Origin of the sequence: Bacillus sp. EKM501B (assembly GCF_011800505.1) — a bacterium.
Lineage (GTDB): Bacteria > Bacillota > Bacilli > Bacillales > Bacillaceae_G > Bacillus_A > Bacillus_A cereus.
Genome location: NZ_JAALFZ010000003.1, coordinates 305,734 through 326,079 on the forward strand (window position 1 = coordinate 305,734; position 20,346 = coordinate 326,079).

Here is a 20,346-nt window from a genome sequence, read left to right on the forward strand (position 1 = left end):
TATTTCATGATTGAAGTAACAGAACAAGCAGCTTTTCAAATTAAAGATATGTTAAAAGATGCTGAAGATGGAGAGAAGTATGTGCGCCTTGCTGTACACGGCGGCGGATGTAGCGGTCTTTCTTACGGCTTAGGATTTGAAGTAGAACCAAAAGAAGACGACACAGTGCTTGAGTTTTTCGGTGTTGAATTTGTTATCGATACAGAAAGTGCTCCAATTGTTAAAGGAGTAAAAATTGACTATAAACAATCTATGCTTGGCGGCGGATTCACAATCGACAATCCAAACGCAATCGCATCATGCGGATGTGGATCATCTTTCCGTACAGCATCGAATGCTGGTAAGCCAGAAGAGTGCTAAGTTTTTAGCAGAAATAGAGAAAGACCTTTTTAGCGATAGAATAAAATCGTTAGAAAGGTCTTTTCTTTTTGCGTTAAAACAGGAAATGTATGTAAAGTTACTTTAGATCTTAATTTAAATGTTATTATATATGGTATATATGATTAATGCTGTGAATTCGAGATTCATATTGTTCATTTTAAGATAAGATTATGTAGAAAAAATGTAAATGATTAGCAAAAATATACTATTTATTAGTTATATTTAATGTTAATATTTGTAACGAAGATGATTGGCGAGGGCTGATTAAAGTTTCACTTTATACAAAAAAGGGGCATGAGGGAGAAGGTTATAGCCAATTGTATAGAACTGAATACTTCCGTATTAATTAAAATACATTGATTACTAGATATTAAAAAACACCGGGGGGATTAGAGTGAGGTCATTTAAGAGAGTATTTATAGTAGGGATGGCGTTGACTACAGTATCGATTTTGGGAGCTTGTTCTAGCGATACAGACGTATTAACAAAAGCAGGAGCAAAGCAACCAGCGAAGGCGGAAGGTGAAGTACTAAAAGATCAGAAGAAAACACCTATGACTACGAGCAAACGTGAAAGTATTAAAAATGAGGATGCACCATCATCACAAAAGCGTTATATTTCTCATGATGAATCTCAAAAGATTGAGGAAGGTATGACGTATACGGATATTCTTAATACGATTGACTATGGTGGTGAGAACATAAAACATTATAATAACCATGAAAAACGCGTATTTTATACTGAAAAAGATACGGATGGTACATATGAAATTATGGTTGAATTAAATACATATGGTTATGTTGTAAATATTGAACGTACTGCTATAAAGGATGAAGATAAAGATACAGATAAAGAGAATCAGGTATTTACGAAACGTAGTGAAGAGCCTGTAAAGGAATATGAAGAAAAAAACGATCGTGTACCGTGGTATAAAGATGTAAATAACAATTCGGCAGCAGTAAGTTACAATCATTATTTGAAAATCAAAAAAGGTATGCCCGCGAATCAGGTAAAAGCTGCAATTGGACAGCCACATGTGATTGAGAAATATAAATCTTATTCAGTATATGACTATACTGGTTATGGTGGAGAAGGATCATTACGTGTAATCTTTGAACCGAATGGAACTGTTACGGATGTAGTGGAAGACGGTTTACCACGATAATAAATTAGTTACGGGAAGAATTGTAGTAAAGTTGTCTTTGATTTTATAAAGTTTTTGGGAGCATCTCCGAATATAGGTGAAAAAATAATTCTCTTAGCCATGTTAACTACAGTATTAGTATTTACCGAAGTTTCTTCCAAATTCAATAGCGTTATCGTGGATGTTGTTGTCGTATTATCTTTGTTGATATATACCGCAGTAGGGCAGAAATTGTAACTGGACGCGGAGGAGTAGCAGCTTCCTTTTAAAAGAAGGAGGAAAATATGATGGAGGATATTCTTGAATTTATAGGGAGATACGTAATTAAACCTATTATTAGTTTAGTGAGATATCTTGTAATAGAGATTATAATTGAGGGCATAATAGAAGGCGTAATAAACGGTATAAGGAAATTACGTGATAAGTGGCGAAATTGGCGTGAAAGACGTTATTGGCGGTAGTGTAGCTGATGAGCGTGAGAAACAAAAACGTTATACAGAAGCTTAATGGAATGACAATTTCTAAAGTGAAGAAATAATTATTATCTTACAAAAGTGTAATGTTCATGTCATGTTTTTGAATTTCTTCTTTAAGCTCCGGGCTTTAAGATAAGAATATAAGAAAAAACATATGAGGTGAAGGAAATGAAAAGATACATTGCACTATTTAGTATTTTAGTTGTATTTGCAAGTTTGTTAGTTGGTTGTGATTTAAACCGTATGGGTAAAGATGAGTATTATGTTCAAATTACAGTAGATGGAAAAGAATTTGATAGTAAAGCTAGTAATGGGCAGAAATTTAAAGATTATGAATATAAGCTGACTGGCTTTGATAAAGACGGTAAAGAGAAAGAATTAGAATTCATAGCTCAAAAAAATCTTCGTAAAGAAGCATTCCTACGCGTATACCACTCAGATAAAAAAGGTGTAACAGCTTGGGAAGAAGTGAAAAAAGACGAGCTTCCAGCGAAAGTGAAAGAAAAACTAAGTGTGAAATAAGACAGATAAAAAGGAATTGACGAACAGGGTCAATTCCTTTTTTTGTTTTCAAATTCTTCTTCTGAAATGACTTTAAATCCGTGTCTTTTAAATAAAGCAGTTGTCACTCCGAAACCAGTTTGCTTATTACCGTTAAATTCTCCAGTGTAAATCGTAGAACTACCACAAGATGGGCTGCGTTCTTTTAAAATAATATATTCTGGGTGTAAATCTTTAATTTGTTCTAATGCTTTATAAGCACCATTTACGAAAGCTGCTGTGACATCTTCACCATTTTTTGTTATCACTTTCGCTTTTCCGTCTAAAACGTCGTCGCCATTCCCGCCAATAATTTCAGCGGAAGGACGAGGTGTTGGTAGTCCTCCTAATACTTCAGGGCAAATGAGGACTGTATCTTCTTTTTGCAGAAGCTCCTCTATTTTTGAAACGAGATTGTCATTCCCGTCATAACGGCAAGCAATCCCACCTAAACAAGCGCTAATTACGATCATATTTTCATCTCCATTAAAAAATATTAACTATCACGCCAATTTCGCTTCCTGCCTCTTACTTATAAATGAGGTGATATAAATGGGAAGCTTATATAATTTAATGAAACCATATAGTGAATTTCGAAGTAAAGAAGAGTTTAATACATATCAAAAACAAGTTTTGAAGTGCTACCGATTTCAATTGAATAAAACTGATTCTATCATTATTCATTTTTTAGGAAAATATGCGGTGAATGAGAAACAAAAAACAGTAGGAGTCGCTTGTCCATTAATGGGGACGATTGCGACGAATGTTGGAAAGAGTATTCGTACAGTACGCCGTTCAATTGCAAAGTTAGAGGAACTAGGAATTATAAAGCGTGTTGCAACAAAAGAAAGGCATAAACGCGGCGGGTATAGTGCGAACTTATATGTATTTCTTACATCTGCGATTGACCGCATGGATGACCGTATGAAAATGTCCGCTTGTAAAACTGAGGATAATGCAACTGGCTGTAGTAAAAATGAGCAAAAAATTGCTGGGGAAACAATTCTTTCTAAAAACATTTCACAAATAAAAGAGAAAAGAAAAGGAACGTATGAGCTTGATGAGACGTATTGCCGTCATGATATACCGAAGCCTTTTATATACGCACTGGTGCCGATGACGAGTAATCCGAAGAAAATTAATATATTTTGGAGTAAGGTCGAGCTTGCGTATAAAAAGAGTGGGTTACTAGAACAAGGTGTTTTACTGGAGCAAATATTAGCTGACGAAGAAGTGTATGGAAATTTAATTTGGCGCGTGAAAAGTGTTGTAAGAGCATATAAATATGGGGAAATTCGTAAAGACATTGGGGCACTTTTATACAGTACAGTGCGAGATTTATTTTTAGAGGTTGGATTAGAATGGGGAGCAGCATTAAGGAGAAGTAAGGGAATATCACTATTTGATCCATTCAAAAAAGAGCCATGCGTATAATACATGACTCTAAGTGGCTAATCGAACTTCCTTACAACTGGAACACGAATCGCTACAAATAGTACGAAGACGATAACAGCTATTGCACCACTTTTCATAACGGTTACGATTGGAATTCCCATTGCAAGTGCAAGTGATGTGAATGCATAAGAGAGCGGGATAAAGCCCATTGATGATAGCATAAGTAAACTCATTACGCGTCCCATCATTTCTTCTTTTACTGTCGATTGAATCATTGCCATAAGCGGTACAATCGCCATTGCGATTGTAATACCATAAAACATGCCGGCTAATAGTGCTTGCCAAAGTACGGTACTAAAGTTGATAGCTAAGAAGAATATACCAGACAATAGCATCATGATAATACAAAATAGACCGCGTCTACGATTAATATTTTTTAAACCGACAATGACAGCACCGATTGCCATTCCGCCACCTACAGATGCTTCTAAGTAACTAAACTGGAGCGAATCACCATGCAGAACGTTTTTAACAAAAAGAGGGAAACCAACTTGCATCGGGCCGATTAAAAATAAGTTTAAAAAAGCGCTACAAATAAGGAAAGTTGAAAGGAATGGCGATTCCTTTACATATAAGATTCCTTCTTTAATGGAAGTGAACATACCTTTATCTGTATCTTTTTGTTCTGGCATCGTAAATTGTATTTTTTGAACGAGTATGGCAGCGACAATCAGTAATAAAATCGTAATGGAAAAGATTGTCTCATAGTTCGTAAATTTAATGAGAATACCACCAAGTACAGGGCCTAAGATGACCGATGCTTGGTTCGTCATTTGTGTAAGTGAATTTGCTTGTGTTAACCGGCTTTTTTCTACCAATTCCGGTAAGATAGATCCATCCGCTGACCAGAAGAAAGCATCAGCAAGTCCAAAGAATAAAGCGAATAAAGCAAATGTATATAGTGTTACATCACCGACAATGAACCATGTGAGAATGGTTGCGACAAGAATCGCTCGAATGATATTGGAGTAAAACATAATGTTTTTTTTCGGGAATTTATCAGCTACAGCGCCGCCGACAATCATAAAAATAAGCCTTGGAACACTAAGGGCTACGAAAACAACACCGAGTGAAGCTTCAAGGTTTAATGTTTTTGCTATGTACCACGTTTGTGAAAAAGTAAAAAAGGCTAAAGCAAAGCTTGAAAAAAGAGTAGCTGCCCAAAGAAAAAGGAAATTCGTATTTTTTAATAACGGTTTTCCGCTTCCTTCTAAAGCAGTTTTATTTTGTTGTAGTTCCTCCATATTGCTTCCTTTCTATGTGACGAATTTAAACTAAAAAACTTATTAACAATCGTTTTATACAGTTTCTAATATTTCTATACTGCACTTTCTCATTGTAGACAATAATAATGAATTTGCCCAGTAGCTATTTAACGACAAAAAAAGATGCCGAATGGGCATCTTTTTTTAGGCTAACGCAATATAAATATCCAATTGTGCATGATTTGGGTCTAATGCTCTTTCATCGTAAAGCTCAAAATCTGTTGTGAAGGCACGTTTATTTTCTTTCGACCATTTCCAAATATATTCCCAAGCTTCACAAACGACTTCAGCAACTGGTCCCTTTCTTGTTGTAAATACCGCATATGTAGCGGCAGGTATTGTTAAAGTTGTCATATTTTCAGGAACGTCTTCTAATGAAGAAACGGGCGTACCGATTGTAAATGTATATGTACCAGTTTCATCTGACTCGTAGTTTGAGTAGAAAGCGGATGTTTCTTTCGTTTGTTGATTTGGGATGTGATGCATCATTTGTTCTTGAAAGTATTGGTTCCAAAGCCCGGGAATTTGTCCTTCAGTAGATGCCTCTTTTTCATTAGTCGTCGTAACCGAAACGCCGATTGCGTGGAAAGCTTCTTTTTTTACGATAATGGGTTCGTGTAGCATAAAAAATTCCTCCCTTTAAAAAGAACGTTTGTTCTTATTTAATATAACATATTTTTACATGTAACGGTTGTTATTTTTAGAAAATTTTAATCATAAAAAACAAACTGAAAATAACTAAAAAATGGTAAATTTTCTATTGTATGTATAAATAGGATGAGGAGTATGTTAAAATTTTTAAGTATCCTTTAACTGTTATATAAACCTATACAGCACGGTGTTTTTACTATATTAAAAGTATGGTAAAGGTTTGTATAAGTGTCCGGTATATATGCTATTTTTGATAAATTAAAATAGTAATATTCTATGAGATTTATATTGTTGACATTGGGATTTCAACGATACATTTTCGTAGGTCGGATTGTTGCGAGTGGATATATATTGCTATGTATTCGGCTACTAAATGAAAGGGTTACTGAAATGAAGTAGGCGGATAGCAAGTATATAGAAAGGAGAAAGGTAGAAAATATGAAGCAAGTATTGAAGTGTTTTAATGTCGTAACAATGATCACACTTCTTCTATCCATCATATTGCCTTCGCCCAGTGCTTTTGCTACAGAGATAAATAAAAAAAGCTGGGATGAGTTACAAGGAAATGATGTGAAAATTAAGGCAGATCAAGTGAATGCTGAAATGTATAAGGGAGAAGTAGCGGAGAGGGAGCACGTATTTCAATATAATATTGAAAATACGGGAGATACACCAATCCGAGAATTAGTAATTAAACAAAATAATGACAATGGAATTGAGTTTCTTTCGCAATCTGTGAAAGTAAACGGAGAGAAGTTACTTGAAAATAAGGTAGCGGATTTCTATGTAGAGGAAAAAGATAATGGAGGAAAGGTTCTTTCTTCTAATCTTAAAATTCAAGATTTAAAATCACATGAAAAAATGACTGTATTAATAAAAGCTCGTCGTGCGCAACATTTTAATAAAGAGTATAAGCAAAAAATTAGTGTGCAAAAGGATCAACTACAAATAGGAAACATGTCTGTAGATGTTGAAGGGCTTCCTTCTGAAGAGAAGTTAGAAGCTAATACCGATGATGAGGCTGACAGTAGTAAGAAAGCTATCGGATCAACAACTGATTCAAAAACTAAAGAAGTGGATGGAAAATTAAAAGTATCTGTAGAAGATAAAAATACATCTGCACAAAAAACAGAAATAGAGAAGATAAAACAACCTGAGGCTGAGAAGCAACTAGAAAAAGAGAAAAAGCAATCACCTTTAGCAGTAAAGCAGAGTGATGCAGAAGTACAAGCTGCATCAGAAAATGCTTCGAAGGTTCAAATCCAAACAGGAGATAAACAAGGATTTGGAGACCCGTTGTATTCTACAATTGCTCCTGGTAATTTAGTACAGACTGGTAATGTGACGCTTGGTTTAACAGATAATCATTATACTAGGCAAAGTGTTGGTGGCAAAACCAATAAAAAAGCTGTAGATGTTGATAATGATGATACTACATTTAATTCGTCAACAGGTGCATTTCCTAACATTCCTGCTGGAAGTAAAGTGAAAAAGGCGTATTTGTTTTGGACAGCTGCTATGGGGACTCCGAGTGATGCAAGGACAGATTATAGAGTTAGCGATGAAGATGTAAGACAACCCGTTAAAATGAAGATGGGAAATAAGCAATACGCTGAAGTAAGTGCTGATAGTATACGAAAAGCGGATTCTTTACCGTATATTGCAAATCACTATGGCAGTGGTGCAGGATACGTAGCGTATGCAGATGTAACAAATGTAATTGCACAGCAAGGTATTTCTCAAACGGTGACAGTTGCAAATGTGCCACAAATTAAATTTGAAAAAGGCAGTGGATATTACTGGGGTAACTGGAATCTTATCTTAGTTTATGAAAACTATAAAGAAACAGTAAAAGACATGAAGATTTGGGAAGGGCTAGTCTCTCAAAAAAGTACAGCCTGGACAGATATTAATGTTAATAAAATAAACACACCAAAAGAAGGTGCTTTTAAGGCGAAATTTAGTTATTTTTCATCGCAAGGTGATCCAGCTGATAATGATGGATATGCCTATGATTATGGAGAGTATGATTTTGGGTTAGGGTATCAAAAGTTTAAAAATATTAAAGGTAAAGATAATGATGTTAATGACTCATCTATGACAGAAGTACAAGTAGATGGTACTAACGAATTTGTTACGAAAAAATACCCAGGATATAATCCAGATTGGACAAATTCTTTCAGTACAGATATTCATACGTATCACCTTGAAGGACCCACTCAAGTGAAAAATGATTTAAAAGAAGCAAAAATGCGTTTTAGAGCATATGGTGGTGGCGGTGATATTTACGTATTAAATAACGCTACATTCGTTACAGAACATAATGCTCCAAACTTACAAGTTGATAAAAAGGCATTAGATAGTGCCGGAAAAGAAATTAAGGACGTTAAAGTTGGTGAAGAGTTTACGTATCAAATTGAAGTGAAAAATGATACGAAAAATAACCAAGCGCCGGTATCAAATGTAAAAGGTTTTGATAAATTAGATGATCGTTTAGAGTATGTTCCAGGGTCTATACAATATGTTTCTGGAAGTAATAAAGGAAATAAAACAGATAATGCAAGCGATGATGAAGCAGAGTTTGTAAATAATCAAATTGATTTCCGTGTTGGTGAGGGTGCAGATGCTAAAAACGGTGGTGTTTTAAAGCCTGGTGAAAGTACCGTTATTACATTCAAAGTAAAAGTGAAAGATTCTGTACAATCAGATACAACAGTAAAAAATGTCGTTGTTGTAAAGGGACAAGATAGTGCCGAGATAAAGTATGAAACTGAGGACGATGCAAATGTTACGGTTACTACCCCAAAAGAAGTTCCAGGGGAAATAGAGGCGAGAAAAATAGCTTCTAATAAAACACCGAAGTTAGGTGAAGAGGTAGAGTATCGTATTACATTTAAAAATAAGACAAAAGATGGACGTCTAGATGTATTGACCATTGAAGATGAATTACCAAGTAGTCTTGAATACGTGAAAGATAGTTTGAAAGCAGAAGGTGCAAAACCAGAGCCAGTAGAGCTGAAGTTTGAAAATGGAAAAGTAATTGCAAAGTATCCAGAAATTATGGATATGGAAGAAAGAAGTATCGTCTTTAAAACAAAAGTAAAAGAAACTGCAAAAATTGGTGAAGAAATTGTTAATAAAGCAACCGTTAGAGATAAAACAAATCCACCAAAGAATCTAGAAGAGAAGATTACACCACAGCATAAGGCCGGTAAAATTGCTGCAAAGAAAAAAGCAACAAATAAGAAGCCGAGGCTAGGAGAAGAAGTTGAATATCAAATTAGCTTCAAAAATACGGTGGAAAACGGAAAACTAGATGCAGTTACAATAGAAGATGAAATTCCAGCTAACTTAGAATTTGTTCAAGGCAGTGTGAGAGCTGAAGGTGCTGCACCAAATCCAGTAGAGTTAAAAGTAGAAAATGGTAAGATAATCGCAAAATATCCAGAGATTACGGATACAAAAGAGCGAAGCATTGCCTTTAAAGTGAAAGTAAAAGAAGAGGCAAAAGCGGGAGAAACGATTGTTAATAAAGCGGTTGTGAGTGAGCCAAATGGACAAACTGAGCATCCAGAGGAAAAGATTACGCCGGATTATAAATACGGTAAAGTGGATGTAGAAAAAAGCGTAACGAATCAAACACCAAAACTAGGAGAAGAAGTGGAATACCGAATTACATTTTATAATACGGTAGAAAACGGAAAACTAGAAAAGGTGCTAGTAGAAGATACACTACCTAAAGGTGTTGAATACGTGAAAGATAGTTTGAAAGCTGAAGGTATAAAACCAGAGCCAGTAGAACTAAAAGTGGAAGATGGCAAAGTAATGGCCAAGTATCCAGAAATTACGGATACAGAAAAAAGAAGTATTGTTTTTAAAGTGAAAGTAAAAGATTCGGCAAAAGTAGGGGAGGCAATCGTAAATAAAGCAATTGCAAAAGATCCGAAAAATGAGCCTGTTGAATCAAAGGTTGTTATTACACCGCAAAGTAAAAAAGGTGAAATTGCTGCTACAAAGGTAGTTAATAATAAGAAGCCAAAGTTAGGCGAAGAAATCGAGTACCGCATTAGTTTTCATAATACGGTTGAGAACGGAAAACTAGAAAAGGTGCGAGTGGAAGATACAATTCCAAAAGGTCTTGAATATGTAGAAAATAGCATCAAGGCCGAAGGAGAAGCACCTGAACCAGTAGAATTAGCTGTTGAAAATGGGATAGTCAAAGCTAAGTATATCGATATTATGGATATGAAAGAAAGAAGTATCGTCTTTAAAGTAAAGGTGAAGGAAGAAGTAAAAGTAGATAAAGAGATTGTCAATAAAGCAATTGTTGATGATACGAAAAATCCACCGATTGAACCGGAGGAAAGAATTACTCCGCAACATAAGGATGGAATAATTGATTCGAAGAAGACAGTAGATAATCCATCACCAAAACTAGGAGAAGAAGTAGAATACCGAATTAGCTTTAAGAACACGGTAGAAAATGGAAAACTAGAAAAGGTAATAATAGAGGATACAATTCCTAACGGTTTAGAGTATGTAAAAGGCAGTGAAAAGGCTGAAGGTGATAAACCAGCTCCATTAAAGTTAAGTGTGAAAGATGGAAAAGTTATTGCTGAATACGACAATATTACGGATATGAAAGAAAGAAGTATTGTCTTTAAGGTAAAGGTGAAGGAAGAAGCGGAAGTGGGGAAGGAAATCATCAATAAGGCAATTGTTGATGATATGAAAGATCCGAAAGAACCAGAAGCGAAAATTACACCATTACACAAAGATGGAAAAATTAAAGCGAAGAAAATCGTAAATAATGAAACACCGAAGTTAGGAGAAGAAGTAGAATACCGAATTAGTATGAAAAATACGGTAAAGAACGGAAAGCTAACAGACGTGACAGTAGAGGATACTTTACCAGAAGGTTTAGAGTATGTAGAAAATAGTTTGAAAGCAGAAGGTGCCGGAATAGATTCAGTAGAGCTGAAATTTGAAAACGGTAAAGTAATGGCAAAATATCCAGAAATTACGGATACAGAAGAAAGAAGTATCGTTTTTAAAGTGAAAGTAAAAGAAGAAGTAAAAGTCGGTAAAAAAATCATTAATAAAGCAACTATTGATGATTCGCAAAATAAGCCAGTTAATCCGACAGCGGAAATTACTCCTCAGTATAAAGATGGAAAACTTGAAGCAAAAAAGATAGTAAATAATGAAACGCCGAAGTTAGGAGAAGAAGTGGAATACCGAATTAGCTTTAAAAATACGGTAGAACATGGAAAGCTAACAGAGGTAAAAATAGAAGATGATTTACCAAATGGATTAGAGTATGTGAAAGATAGTTTAAAAGTAGAAGGTTCTAAGCCAGATCCAGTGGAATTAAAATTTGAAAACGGTAAGGTAATGGCAAAGTATCCTGAGATTACAGATACAAAAGAGAGAAGTATTACCTTTAAAGTGAAAGTAAAAGGTAAAGTGAGCGATTCAATTGTTAATGAAGCGATTGTGAGCGATACGAAACATCCGCCAGAAACACCGACAGCAGAAATTATTCCGCAACATAAAGACGGAAAAGTGGAAGCGAAGAAGACGGTAAATAATGAAACGCCGAAGTTAGGAGAAGAAGTAGAATACCGAATTAGTTTTAAAAACACGGTAGAAAACGGAAAGCTAGCAGAGGTAAAAATAGAAGACAATTTACCAAATGGATTAGAGTATGTGAAAGATAGTTTACGAGCGGAAGGTACTAAGCCGGATCCAGTAGAACTGAAAGTGAAAGATGGAAAAGTAATCGCCAAATATCCAGAGATTACGGATACAGAAGAAAGAAGTATCGTCTTTAAAGCGAAAGTAAAAGAAGAATTTAAAGTTGGTGAAGGCCTTGTCAATAAAGTGGTTGTTGATGATACAAAAGATCCAACAACTTCAGAAGTAACAATTACGCCAGAATATAAAGACGGTAAGCTTAAAGCAGAGAAATTTGTAAACAATAAAAAACCGAAATTAGGAGAAGAAGTAGAATACCGAATTAGTTTTAAAAACACGGTAGAAAACGGAAAACTAGCAGAGGTAAATATAAAGGATGCATTACCAAATGGTTTAGAGTATGTGGAAGGCAGTATCACGGCAGAAGGTTCTAAACCGAAACCAGTAGAGCTACATGTGAAAAATAATAAGGTAATGGCAAAGTATCCAGAAATTACAGATACAGAGGAAAGAAGCATTGTCTTTAAAGCGAAGGTAAAAGAAAGCGTAAAAGTGGGAGAAGAAATCGTAAATGAGGCAATTGTAGATGATACAAAGAATCTGCCAGAAGAGCCTTATGTACCGATTACACCACAATATAAAGATGGGAAAATTGAGGCAAGAAAAGAAGTAAGTAACCATGAACCGAAGTTAGGTGAGGAAATCGAATATCGAATTATTTTTAATAACACGGTGAAAGATGGAAAACTAGCAGAGGTAAAAATAGAAGATAAAATTCCAGCTGGATTAGAGTTTGTAGAAGGAAGCGAAAAAGCTGAAGGTGAAGAGCCAAAACCAGTGGAGTTGAAAGTAGAAAATGGTAAGGTAATGGCAAAGTATTCAGAGATTATGGATACGCAAGAAAGAAGTATTGTCTTTAAAGTGAAGGTAAAAGATTCGGTTACAATAGGGAAGGACATTACAAATAAAGCGATTATCCATGTTGATGATCCGAACCATCCAGTAATTGATCCGACAGCAAAAATTACACCACAATATAAAGATGGTAAAATTGCTGCTCATAAAAAGGTGAATAATCATAAACCGAAGCTAGGTGAAGAAATCGAATATCGAATTTCATTTAATAATACGGTGAAAGATGGAAAACTGGCAGAGGTGAAAATTGAGGATGAAATTCCGTTTGGTTTAGAGTATGTGAAAGATAGTCTAAAAGCAGAAGGTGATAAGCCGGCCCCAGTAGAGTTGAAAGAAGAAGCTGGTAAGGTTAGTGCGAAGTATGAAAATATCACTGACATGAAAGAAAGAAGCATTATCTTTAAAGTGAAGGTGAAAGATTCCGTTGAAGTGGACAAGGCAATTGTAAATAAAGCAATTGTTGATGATACAAAAAATCCACCAGAGCGACCAGAAGTAGATATTACACCGCAGCATAAAGATGGTAAATTTAAAGCTAATAAAAAGGTAAGTAAAAAAGATCCAAAGCTAGGAGAAGAAGTAGAGTACCGAATTAGTTTTAAAAATACGGTAGAAAACGGAAAACTAGCAGAAGTGAAAATTGAGGATCAACTACCAAATGGATTAGAGTATGTGAAGGATAGTTTAAAAGCAGAAGGTAATGAACCAAATCCGGTAGAGTTAAAAGAAGAAGCTGGAAAAATTACAGCGAAGTATGAAAATATTACTGATACAGCTGAGCGTAGCATTATCTTTAAGGTAAAAGTAACAGAAGCAGTAAAAGTCGGGAAGAAAATCGTGAATACGGCAATTGTGGATGATGATCATCCGAAGAATCCTCCGCAAAAACCAGAAGCGATTATTACACCGGAGTATAAGAATGGAAAAATAAAAGCTGAGAAAACAGTAAATAACCCAGCTCCAAAATTAGGAGAAGAAGTAGAGTATCGAATTACGTTCCGTAACGTAGTTGAGCACGGAAAATTAGCGAAGGTGAAAATTAAGGATGAATTACCAAACAGTTTAGAGTTTGTAGAAGGTAGCGAAAGAGCTGAGGGGGATAATCCAAAACCGTTGCATGTAAAAGTGAAAAACGGCATAGTACTCGCAGAATATCCAGAAATTACGGATACGAAAGAAAGAAGTATCGTCTTTAAAGCAAAAGTGAAAGAAAAAGCTAAAATTGGAGAAGCGATTGTGAATACGGCGGTTGTGGAAGATACTATAAATCCACCAGAGAAACCGAATGTCGCGATACAACCTCAACATAAAGAGGGTGTATTACAAGCTGAAAAGACAGTGAGTAACCATGAACCGAAGTTAGGAGAAGAAGTAGAATATCGAATTAGTTTTGAAAATACAGTAGAAAACGGCAAACTAACTGAGGTAAAAGTAGAGGACGAAATTCCAGCTGGTTTAGAATACGTACAGGATAGTATAAAGTCTGATGGGCCGGAACCAAATCCAGTAGAACTTAAAGTTGAGAATGGAAAAGTAACAGCAAAGTATCCAGAAATTACGGATACGAAAAAAAGAAGTATCATCTTTAAAGTGAAAGTACAAGAAACGGTACAAGTAGGAAAAGAAATTATAAACAAGGCGGTTGTGGATGATAATAATCCGACAAATCCACCAGTTGAGTCACTTATACCAATTACACCTCAATATAAAGATGGGAAACTAGAGGCAAGGAAAGAAGTAAGTAACCATGAACCAAAGCTAGGGGAAGAAATCGAATATCGAATTACTTTTAACGGCACAGTAGATGGCGGGAAGTTAGTTGATGTAAAGATTGAAGATGAAATTCCGTCTGGTTTAGAGTATGTGAAAGAAAGTCTGGAGGCCGTAGGTGATAAGCCTGTGCCAACAGAACTTAAAGTCGAGAATGGAAAAGTAACAGTGAAGTATCCAGAAATTATGGATACGAAAGAAAGAAGTATCATCTTTAAAGTAAAGGTAAAAGAATCAGTAAAAGTTGGAGAGGAAATAACAAATAAAGCGATCATTCATGTAGATGATCCAGATCATCCAGTTATGGAACCGACAGCGACAATAAAGCCAGAATATAAAGATGGTAAGTTAAAAGCGACGAAGACAGTAAATAATAAAGAACCGAAGCTAGGAGAAGAAGTAGAATACCGAATTAGTTTCAAAAATACGGTAGAAAACGGCAAACTAGCAGAGGTAAAGGTAGAAGATGAAATTCCAGCCGGTTTAGAGTACGTGCAAGATAGCATTAGATTTGAAGGGGCTGAACCAAATCCAATAGAGTTAAAAATGGAGTTTGGAAAAGTAATAGCAAAGTATCTAGAAATTACAGATACGAAAGAACGTAGTATTATTTTTAAAGTGAAGGTAAAAGCAGCACCAAGTAAAGGGATAACAAATAGAGCGGTAGTGGACGATAAAATAAATCCACCACTTGAGCCTACAGTTACAATTTTACCGAAAACAAAAGAAGATCTTAAGATACCAGAAGAGCCGAAGGAACCAGAAGTGAAACCAGAAGAGCCGAAGGAACCAGAAGTGAAACCGGAAGAGCCGAAAGAACCAGAAGTGAAACCGGAAGAGCCGAAAGAACCGAAGGAACCAGAAGTGAAGCCGGAAGAGCCGAAGGAACCAGAAGTGAAACCAGAAGAGCCGAAAGAACCGAAGGAACCAGAAGTGAAGCCGGAAGAGCCGAAGGAACCAGAAGTGAAACCGGAAGAGCCGAAGGAACCAGAAGTGAAACCGGAAGAGCCGAAGGAACCAGAAGTGAAACCGGAGGAACCGAAAGAACCAAAAGAACCAGAAGTGAAACCAGAGGATCCGAAAGAGTCGAAGGAACCAGAAGTGAAACCGGAAGAGCCGAAAGAACCGAAAGAACCAGAAGTGAAGCCGGAAGAGCCGAAAGAACCGAAGGAACCAGAAGTGAAGCCGGAAGAGCCGAAAGAACCGAAAGAACCAGAAGTGAAACCGGAGGAACCGAAAGAGCCGAAGGAACCAGAAGTGAAACCGGAGGAACCGAAAGAACCAAAAGAACCAGAAGTGAAGCCAGAAGATCCGAAAGAGCCGAAGGAACCAGAAGTGAAACCGGAGGAACCGAAAGATCTGAAGAAACCAGAAGTGAAACCGGAGAAACCGGAAGTAAGACTGGAAAAGTTAATTAAAGAACCGCAAGTAAAAGTAGAAAAAGAATTACCGAAAACAGGGGGAGCACATTCATGGATGATGTCAGTTGGTGCGGGAATTTCATTCTTAGTTGGCGGAGTATTATTCGTATTAGGTAGAAGAAGAAAACAATAATTTTTTAGACGAAAAGCACACTGAGTTCGATAGTTTATTGGACTCAGTGTGCTTTTATGTTATATAAAAGGAAAGCTCCTTCCACGTATGGAAGGAGCTTTATTTTTGCATATTAAAACATACTTGAGCTATGCATCGGTTGAAGTTTTGCATTTGGATCGAAGTAAGCTTTTGCATTGTTTACTGCTGTCGGTGCTTCGCCAAATCCACAAGCGATAAGTTTTACTTTTCCTTCATATGTACAAATGTCACCAGCAGCGTAAATGCCAGGAATATTTGTTTCCATTTTTGAATTTACAAGGATGCTGTTTTTTTGTATATCTAAGCCCCAGTTTTTAATTGGGCCAAGAGAAGAAACGAAGCCGTAGTTTACGATTACGTCATCAACATCGATGATAATTTTTTCCTCCGTTTTTACATGTTGAAGAACGACTTGTTCAATCTTGTCATCACCAATGAGTTCTACTGGAACGTATGGTGTACTTACTTCTGCACGAGAATTCATTAAGCTTTCTACGCTATGTTCATGCGCACGGAATTTATCACGACGATGAACGATTGTAACTTTTTCAGCAATCGGTTCTAACATCATTGTCCAGTCTACTGCTGAGTCGCCACCGCCAAATACTACGACGCGCTTACCAGCAAATTTATTCATATCATCAACGAAATAATGTAAGTTTTTCTTTTCGTATTTCGCTGTACCTTCTAATTCTAAGCGGCGTGGTTGGAAAGCACCATTGCCAGCAGTAATAATAACTGATTTAGAATAGTGAGTTTGCTTATTCGTAACAAGTTTAAATATACCGTCAGCTTGTTTCTCAAGCGTATCGACAGCTTCTTCTAAACAAACAGTTGGGTCAAATTTCTTCATTTGCTCTTTTAAGTTATCAACTAATTCTTGTGCGCGCACTTTTGGAAATCCAGCCACATCATAAATGTATTTTTCAGGGTAGAGTGCGGATAATTGTCCGCCAAGTTGAGGTAAGCTTTCAATGATTTTTACACTTGCTTGTCTCATACCGCCATAAAATGCTGTGAACAGTCCCGTTGGACCACCACCAATAATTGTTATGTCGTAAACTTTTTGATTTTCTGCCACTTTCATTCCCCCTATAGATGGAATTTTGATATTGATTTCATATATTGTTCATATGTACACGAAAATCCTGCAAATGATGACACTTTCAAATAAATGATAGCATATTTGAGTTCATAATACTTCTGAAAACGACTGAATTGTGTGTAAGTTTTCGCATCGGTTCTTTTTTATTGTATAAAATATACAGAAAGGAAAATACATGAAAAAAAGGCTAAAAAACCCTTGAAAACGCTATGTTATTTTAAAATATTGATAATTCTCCAGACGCTTGAATTCTGGAATAAAACCGACTAATATAGGGAAGTATTATGTTAAATTTCTATGACAAAATTCGTACGATTTTTTGACTGCGTTTTGTTATGATATAGAATGTGATAAATTCCACATTCTTGACAAATAGAGTTTTTAGTACTTGGTATTATTTTTTATTACTATTATATAAAGAAAAGGGTTGTGATTTGGTGAAGACTCCAAAAATCGTAGTTTTAGGTGCAGGTTATGGCGGGATGATTACGACTGTTCGTCTGCAAAAAGCATTATCTGTAAATGAAGCTGAAATTACGCTAGTAAACAACAACAGCTATCACTACCAAGCGACTTGGTTACATGAGAGCGCAGCTGGTACATTACAAGATGAAAAAATCTGTCTAGATATTCAAGACGTTATTGATACAAATAAAGTGAACTTTGTACAAGACACAGTAGTAGAAATTAAAGCTGCTGAAAAACGCATTATCTTAAAAGATGGTGAGTTAGAGTATGATTACTTAGTAATTGGTCTTGGTTTCGAATCAGAAACATTCGGAATTACAGGATTAAAAGAGCATGCATTCTCAATCGCTAACATTAATGCAACTCGTGAAATTCGTGAGCATATGGAAGCTAGTTTCTCTAAATATGCAACTGAACAACGCGATGAGTTAGTAACAATCGTTGTTGGTGGTGCTGGATTTACTGGTATCGAGTACGTAGGTGAGCTTGCAAACCGTGTTCCTGAACTTTGCAAAGAGTATAATGTACCACGTGAAAAAGCACGTATCATCTGTGTAGAAGCTGCTCCAACAGCACTTCCAGGTTTCGATCCAGCGTTAGTAGAATACGCTGTAAAACAGCTTGAGAAAAAAGGTGTAGAATTCCGCATCGGTACAGCAATTAAAGAAGCAACTGAAGAAGGTATTATCGTTGCGAATGGCGATGACACTGAATTAATTAAGTCTGAAACAGTAGTTTGGGCTGCAGGTGTTCGTGGTAATGGTATTGTGGAAGAGTCTGGCTTTGAAGCAATGCGCGGACGTGTAAAAGTTGATGAGTACATGCACGCTCCAGGATACGAAGATGTATTCATGGTTGGTGACGCAGCGTTAATCATTAATGAAGAAATTAACCGTCCTTACCCACCAACAGCACAAATTGCAATTCAACAAGGTTACAATATTGCACACAACTTAACTGTATTAGTTCGTGGCAAGGGCGAAATGAAGAAATTCGCATTCGATAATAAAGGATCTGTATGTTCTTTAGGTCATGACGATGCAATGGGCGTTGTTATGGGTAAAAAGTTAACAGGTTGGAAAGCTTCCTTCATGAAGAAAGTAATCGATAACCGTTACCTATTCTTATTAGGTGGACCTTTATTAGTTCTTAAAAAAGGTAAATTAAAGTTCTTTTAATATATAGTAGAAAAAGCAGAAACGGCTAAGAGCTGTTTCTGCTTTTTTCATATTAAAAATATAGTATAATATATAAAAGAGAAAGAATATTCTGTCCGTTCTGATGGAGGAGGTTATTACATCATGGAGAAACGAGGGAAGGTATGGCTAGCCGTTAGTGGTTTAGTAGCTACAAAAGATGGTAGGTGGCTATTTGTTAAGAAGAAATACAGTGGATTAAAAGGGAAATGGTCTTTACCGGCTGGTTTTGTAAATGAAGGTGAGACGGTTGATGAAGCTGTGAAACGCGAAGTGTTAGAAGAGACAGGCATTGTTGCTCATGTGAAGGGGATTATTGGTGTTCGATCGGGTGTTATTCGTAATGAGATTAGTGATAATATGATTATTTTCCTTTTGGAACCTGAAGGAGAAAATATTATTGTACAGGAGAAAGAATTGTCTGAAGTGGCGTTCTTACATCCGGATAAGATTGTAGACGATCCGAATACGTCTGTGCTTATTAAATATTTGTTAGAAGGAAGATCAGAACTACATCTTGAAGTGGACAAAACATTAAATCCAGGTGAACCATTTGGTTATACAGCTTATCACGTATTTACGGCACGTGCGAAGGAGAGGGGAAAAGAGTGAGTATACCGGTACTACTTATTTCAATGATGTTATTCTTTATTTTGTTCTTTGGAATTGGATTTTTACTCAATATGATTTTGCGAGCTACTTGGGTAATGGTTATTGTGTATCCGATTGTTTGTATGCTTATTATTAATAAAGCGAGTATGTGGGATTATTTTTCAAAACCGAAAGAAGCATTTTCTTCATTTGGGACAAGTGTATCGCACTTAGGACAAGCAGACGTATTTATTCTATCTACTGGATTAGTAGGGGCTGCTTTAGCAGGAGTCGTAATCAAGAAACTTCGGAAAAGCGGATATCAAATGTTTTAATCTCCAATTAAGTTGGAGATTATTTTTTTGCATATTCCTTCATCGTATAGGGAATGATTAACGATGAAGGAGTGTGGAATATAAAAATGTTAAAACGATATTGTATTCGCATTATGATGACTTGTTTACTTGCAATTGCATTATGCGTAACATGGAATGCTTTCACAGGAGTTTCTTTATTAGAGATTGTAAAGATATATGAAGGAATGAGTGCAAAAGAAGTACATGCAGCAGAAGTTAAGAGAAATGTTGCTCCGAGTAAAGAAGTGATAAATGCTTTAGAGCAGGCAAACGACTGGTCTAAATATCGTTCAATTGAAATGACTGCAACAGGTTATACATCGGGGATTGAGTCAACTGGTAAGAGGCCAGGGCATCCAGAGTATGGTATTACATATTCAGGTGTCAAAGTGAAAAGGGATTTATATTCCACAATTGCTGCGGACTTACGCGTATTCCCGATTGGAACGATTCTCTTCGTGCCAGGTTACGGGTATGGTGTAGTAGCTGATAAGGGCGGTGCAATAAAAGGAAACCGTCTTGATCTATATTATGATACGGTGAAAGATGTTTATAGCCAATGGGGTAAGAAAAAAGTAAATGTGTACGTAGTAAAAGTAGGAAATGGTAAGTTTACAGAAGAAGAGTTAACGATGTTAAATCAAGACGAAACGATGCAAGTGTTTCGTGGTCAATATTTAAAACAAAGATAGTCTAGTCGTAATTACGCTAGACTTTTTTTCTTGGCTTATTTCATGATAGAGGAGATTTTGGATCTGCGA

The 20,346-nt window shown here is 36.1% G+C and carries 13 protein-coding genes and 1 pseudogene; 10 read left to right on the plus strand and 4 right to left on the minus strand.

What is annotated here, in order from left to right; genetic code table 11:
- Window positions 1-6: 6 nt before the first annotated feature.
- The 4 genes and pseudogenes from HFD78_RS10685 (at window position 7) to HFD78_RS10695 (ending at window position 2,523) form a co-directional block, all read left to right on the plus strand.
- Window positions 7-360 (plus strand): HesB/IscA family protein, encoded by a 354-nt coding sequence (locus HFD78_RS10685; protein WP_000573825.1) that lies wholly within the window; start codon window positions 7-9, stop codon window positions 358-360.
- A 415-nt stretch (window positions 361-775) separates the two neighbouring features.
- The gene (locus HFD78_RS10690; RefSeq protein ID WP_098349034.1) at window positions 776-1,546 is read left to right on the plus strand and encodes a hypothetical protein; all 771 of its coding nucleotides are present in this window, start codon (window positions 776-778) and stop codon (window positions 1,544-1,546) included.
- A gap of 411 nt (window positions 1,547-1,957) precedes the next feature.
- A pseudogene (locus HFD78_RS29425) lies at window positions 1,958-2,026 on the plus strand (methyltransferase); the annotation flags it as partial.
- A 143-nt stretch (window positions 2,027-2,169) separates the two neighbouring features.
- Window positions 2,170-2,523: a YxeA family protein gene (locus HFD78_RS10695; protein ID WP_000833145.1), complete on the plus strand. Its 354-nt coding sequence runs from the start codon at window positions 2,170-2,172 to the stop codon at window positions 2,521-2,523.
- 29 nt (window positions 2,524-2,552) lie between these two features.
- On the opposite strand, the gene HFD78_RS10700 is transcribed toward HFD78_RS10695, so the two are convergent.
- Window positions 2,553-3,014, minus strand: a complete 462-nt coding sequence (locus tag HFD78_RS10700; protein WP_000635484.1) for a 2-thiouracil desulfurase family protein — start codon at window positions 3,012-3,014, stop codon at window positions 2,553-2,555.
- Between the two features lie 79 nt (window positions 3,015-3,093).
- Between HFD78_RS10700 and HFD78_RS10705 the strand changes: the two genes are divergently transcribed.
- On the plus strand, window positions 3,094-3,975 hold the full coding sequence (locus HFD78_RS10705; protein ID WP_000535260.1) for a helix-turn-helix domain-containing protein: 882 nt from the start codon (window positions 3,094-3,096) through the stop codon (window positions 3,973-3,975).
- Window positions 3,976-3,992: 17 nt separating this feature from the next.
- Here HFD78_RS10705 and HFD78_RS10710 read toward each other — a convergent pair whose 3' ends face one another.
- Both HFD78_RS10710 and HFD78_RS10715 read right to left on the minus strand, forming a co-directional pair.
- Window positions 3,993-5,240 carry an MFS transporter gene (locus HFD78_RS10710; protein ID WP_098542512.1) on the minus strand — a complete coding sequence of 416 codons (1,248 nt, stop codon included), beginning with the start codon at window positions 5,238-5,240 and terminating at the stop codon, window positions 3,993-3,995.
- 165 nt (window positions 5,241-5,405) lie between these two features.
- Window positions 5,406-5,885, minus strand: coding sequence for a GyrI-like domain-containing protein (locus HFD78_RS10715; RefSeq protein WP_097862953.1), 480 nt, complete (start codon window positions 5,883-5,885; stop codon window positions 5,406-5,408).
- Between the two features lie 465 nt (window positions 5,886-6,350).
- Here HFD78_RS10715 and HFD78_RS10720 point away from each other — a divergent pair, with 465 nt between their 5' ends.
- On the plus strand, window positions 6,351-15,848 hold the full coding sequence (locus HFD78_RS10720) for an isopeptide-forming domain-containing fimbrial protein (RefSeq protein ID WP_191968072.1): 9,498 nt from the start codon (window positions 6,351-6,353) through the stop codon (window positions 15,846-15,848).
- A 112-nt stretch (window positions 15,849-15,960) separates the two neighbouring features.
- Here HFD78_RS10720 and HFD78_RS10725 read toward each other — a convergent pair whose 3' ends face one another.
- A complete protein-coding gene (locus HFD78_RS10725; protein WP_000829788.1) occupies window positions 15,961-16,950 on the minus strand; it encodes an NAD(P)/FAD-dependent oxidoreductase in 990 nt (329 codons plus the stop codon).
- A 461-nt stretch (window positions 16,951-17,411) separates the two neighbouring features.
- Here HFD78_RS10725 and HFD78_RS10730 point away from each other — a divergent pair, with 461 nt between their 5' ends.
- The 4 genes from HFD78_RS10730 (at window position 17,412) to HFD78_RS10745 (ending at window position 20,277) form a co-directional block, all read left to right on the plus strand.
- Window positions 17,412-18,620 (plus strand): NAD(P)/FAD-dependent oxidoreductase, encoded by a 1,209-nt coding sequence (locus HFD78_RS10730; RefSeq protein ID WP_000856612.1) that lies wholly within the window; start codon window positions 17,412-17,414, stop codon window positions 18,618-18,620.
- Between the two features lie 123 nt (window positions 18,621-18,743).
- Window positions 18,744-19,250, plus strand: a complete 507-nt coding sequence (locus HFD78_RS10735; RefSeq protein WP_000415321.1) for an NUDIX hydrolase — start codon at window positions 18,744-18,746, stop codon at window positions 19,248-19,250.
- Complete coding sequence (locus HFD78_RS10740; protein ID WP_000027011.1) at window positions 19,247-19,564, plus strand: YuiB family protein; 318 nt, start codon at window positions 19,247-19,249, stop codon at window positions 19,562-19,564. Before HFD78_RS10735 ends, HFD78_RS10740 begins: the two co-directional genes overlap by 4 nt.
- A gap of 86 nt (window positions 19,565-19,650) precedes the next feature.
- Complete coding sequence (locus tag HFD78_RS10745; RefSeq protein ID WP_000920098.1) at window positions 19,651-20,277, plus strand: 3D domain-containing protein; 627 nt, start codon at window positions 19,651-19,653, stop codon at window positions 20,275-20,277.
- The last annotated feature ends 69 nt before the right edge of the window (window positions 20,278-20,346 follow it).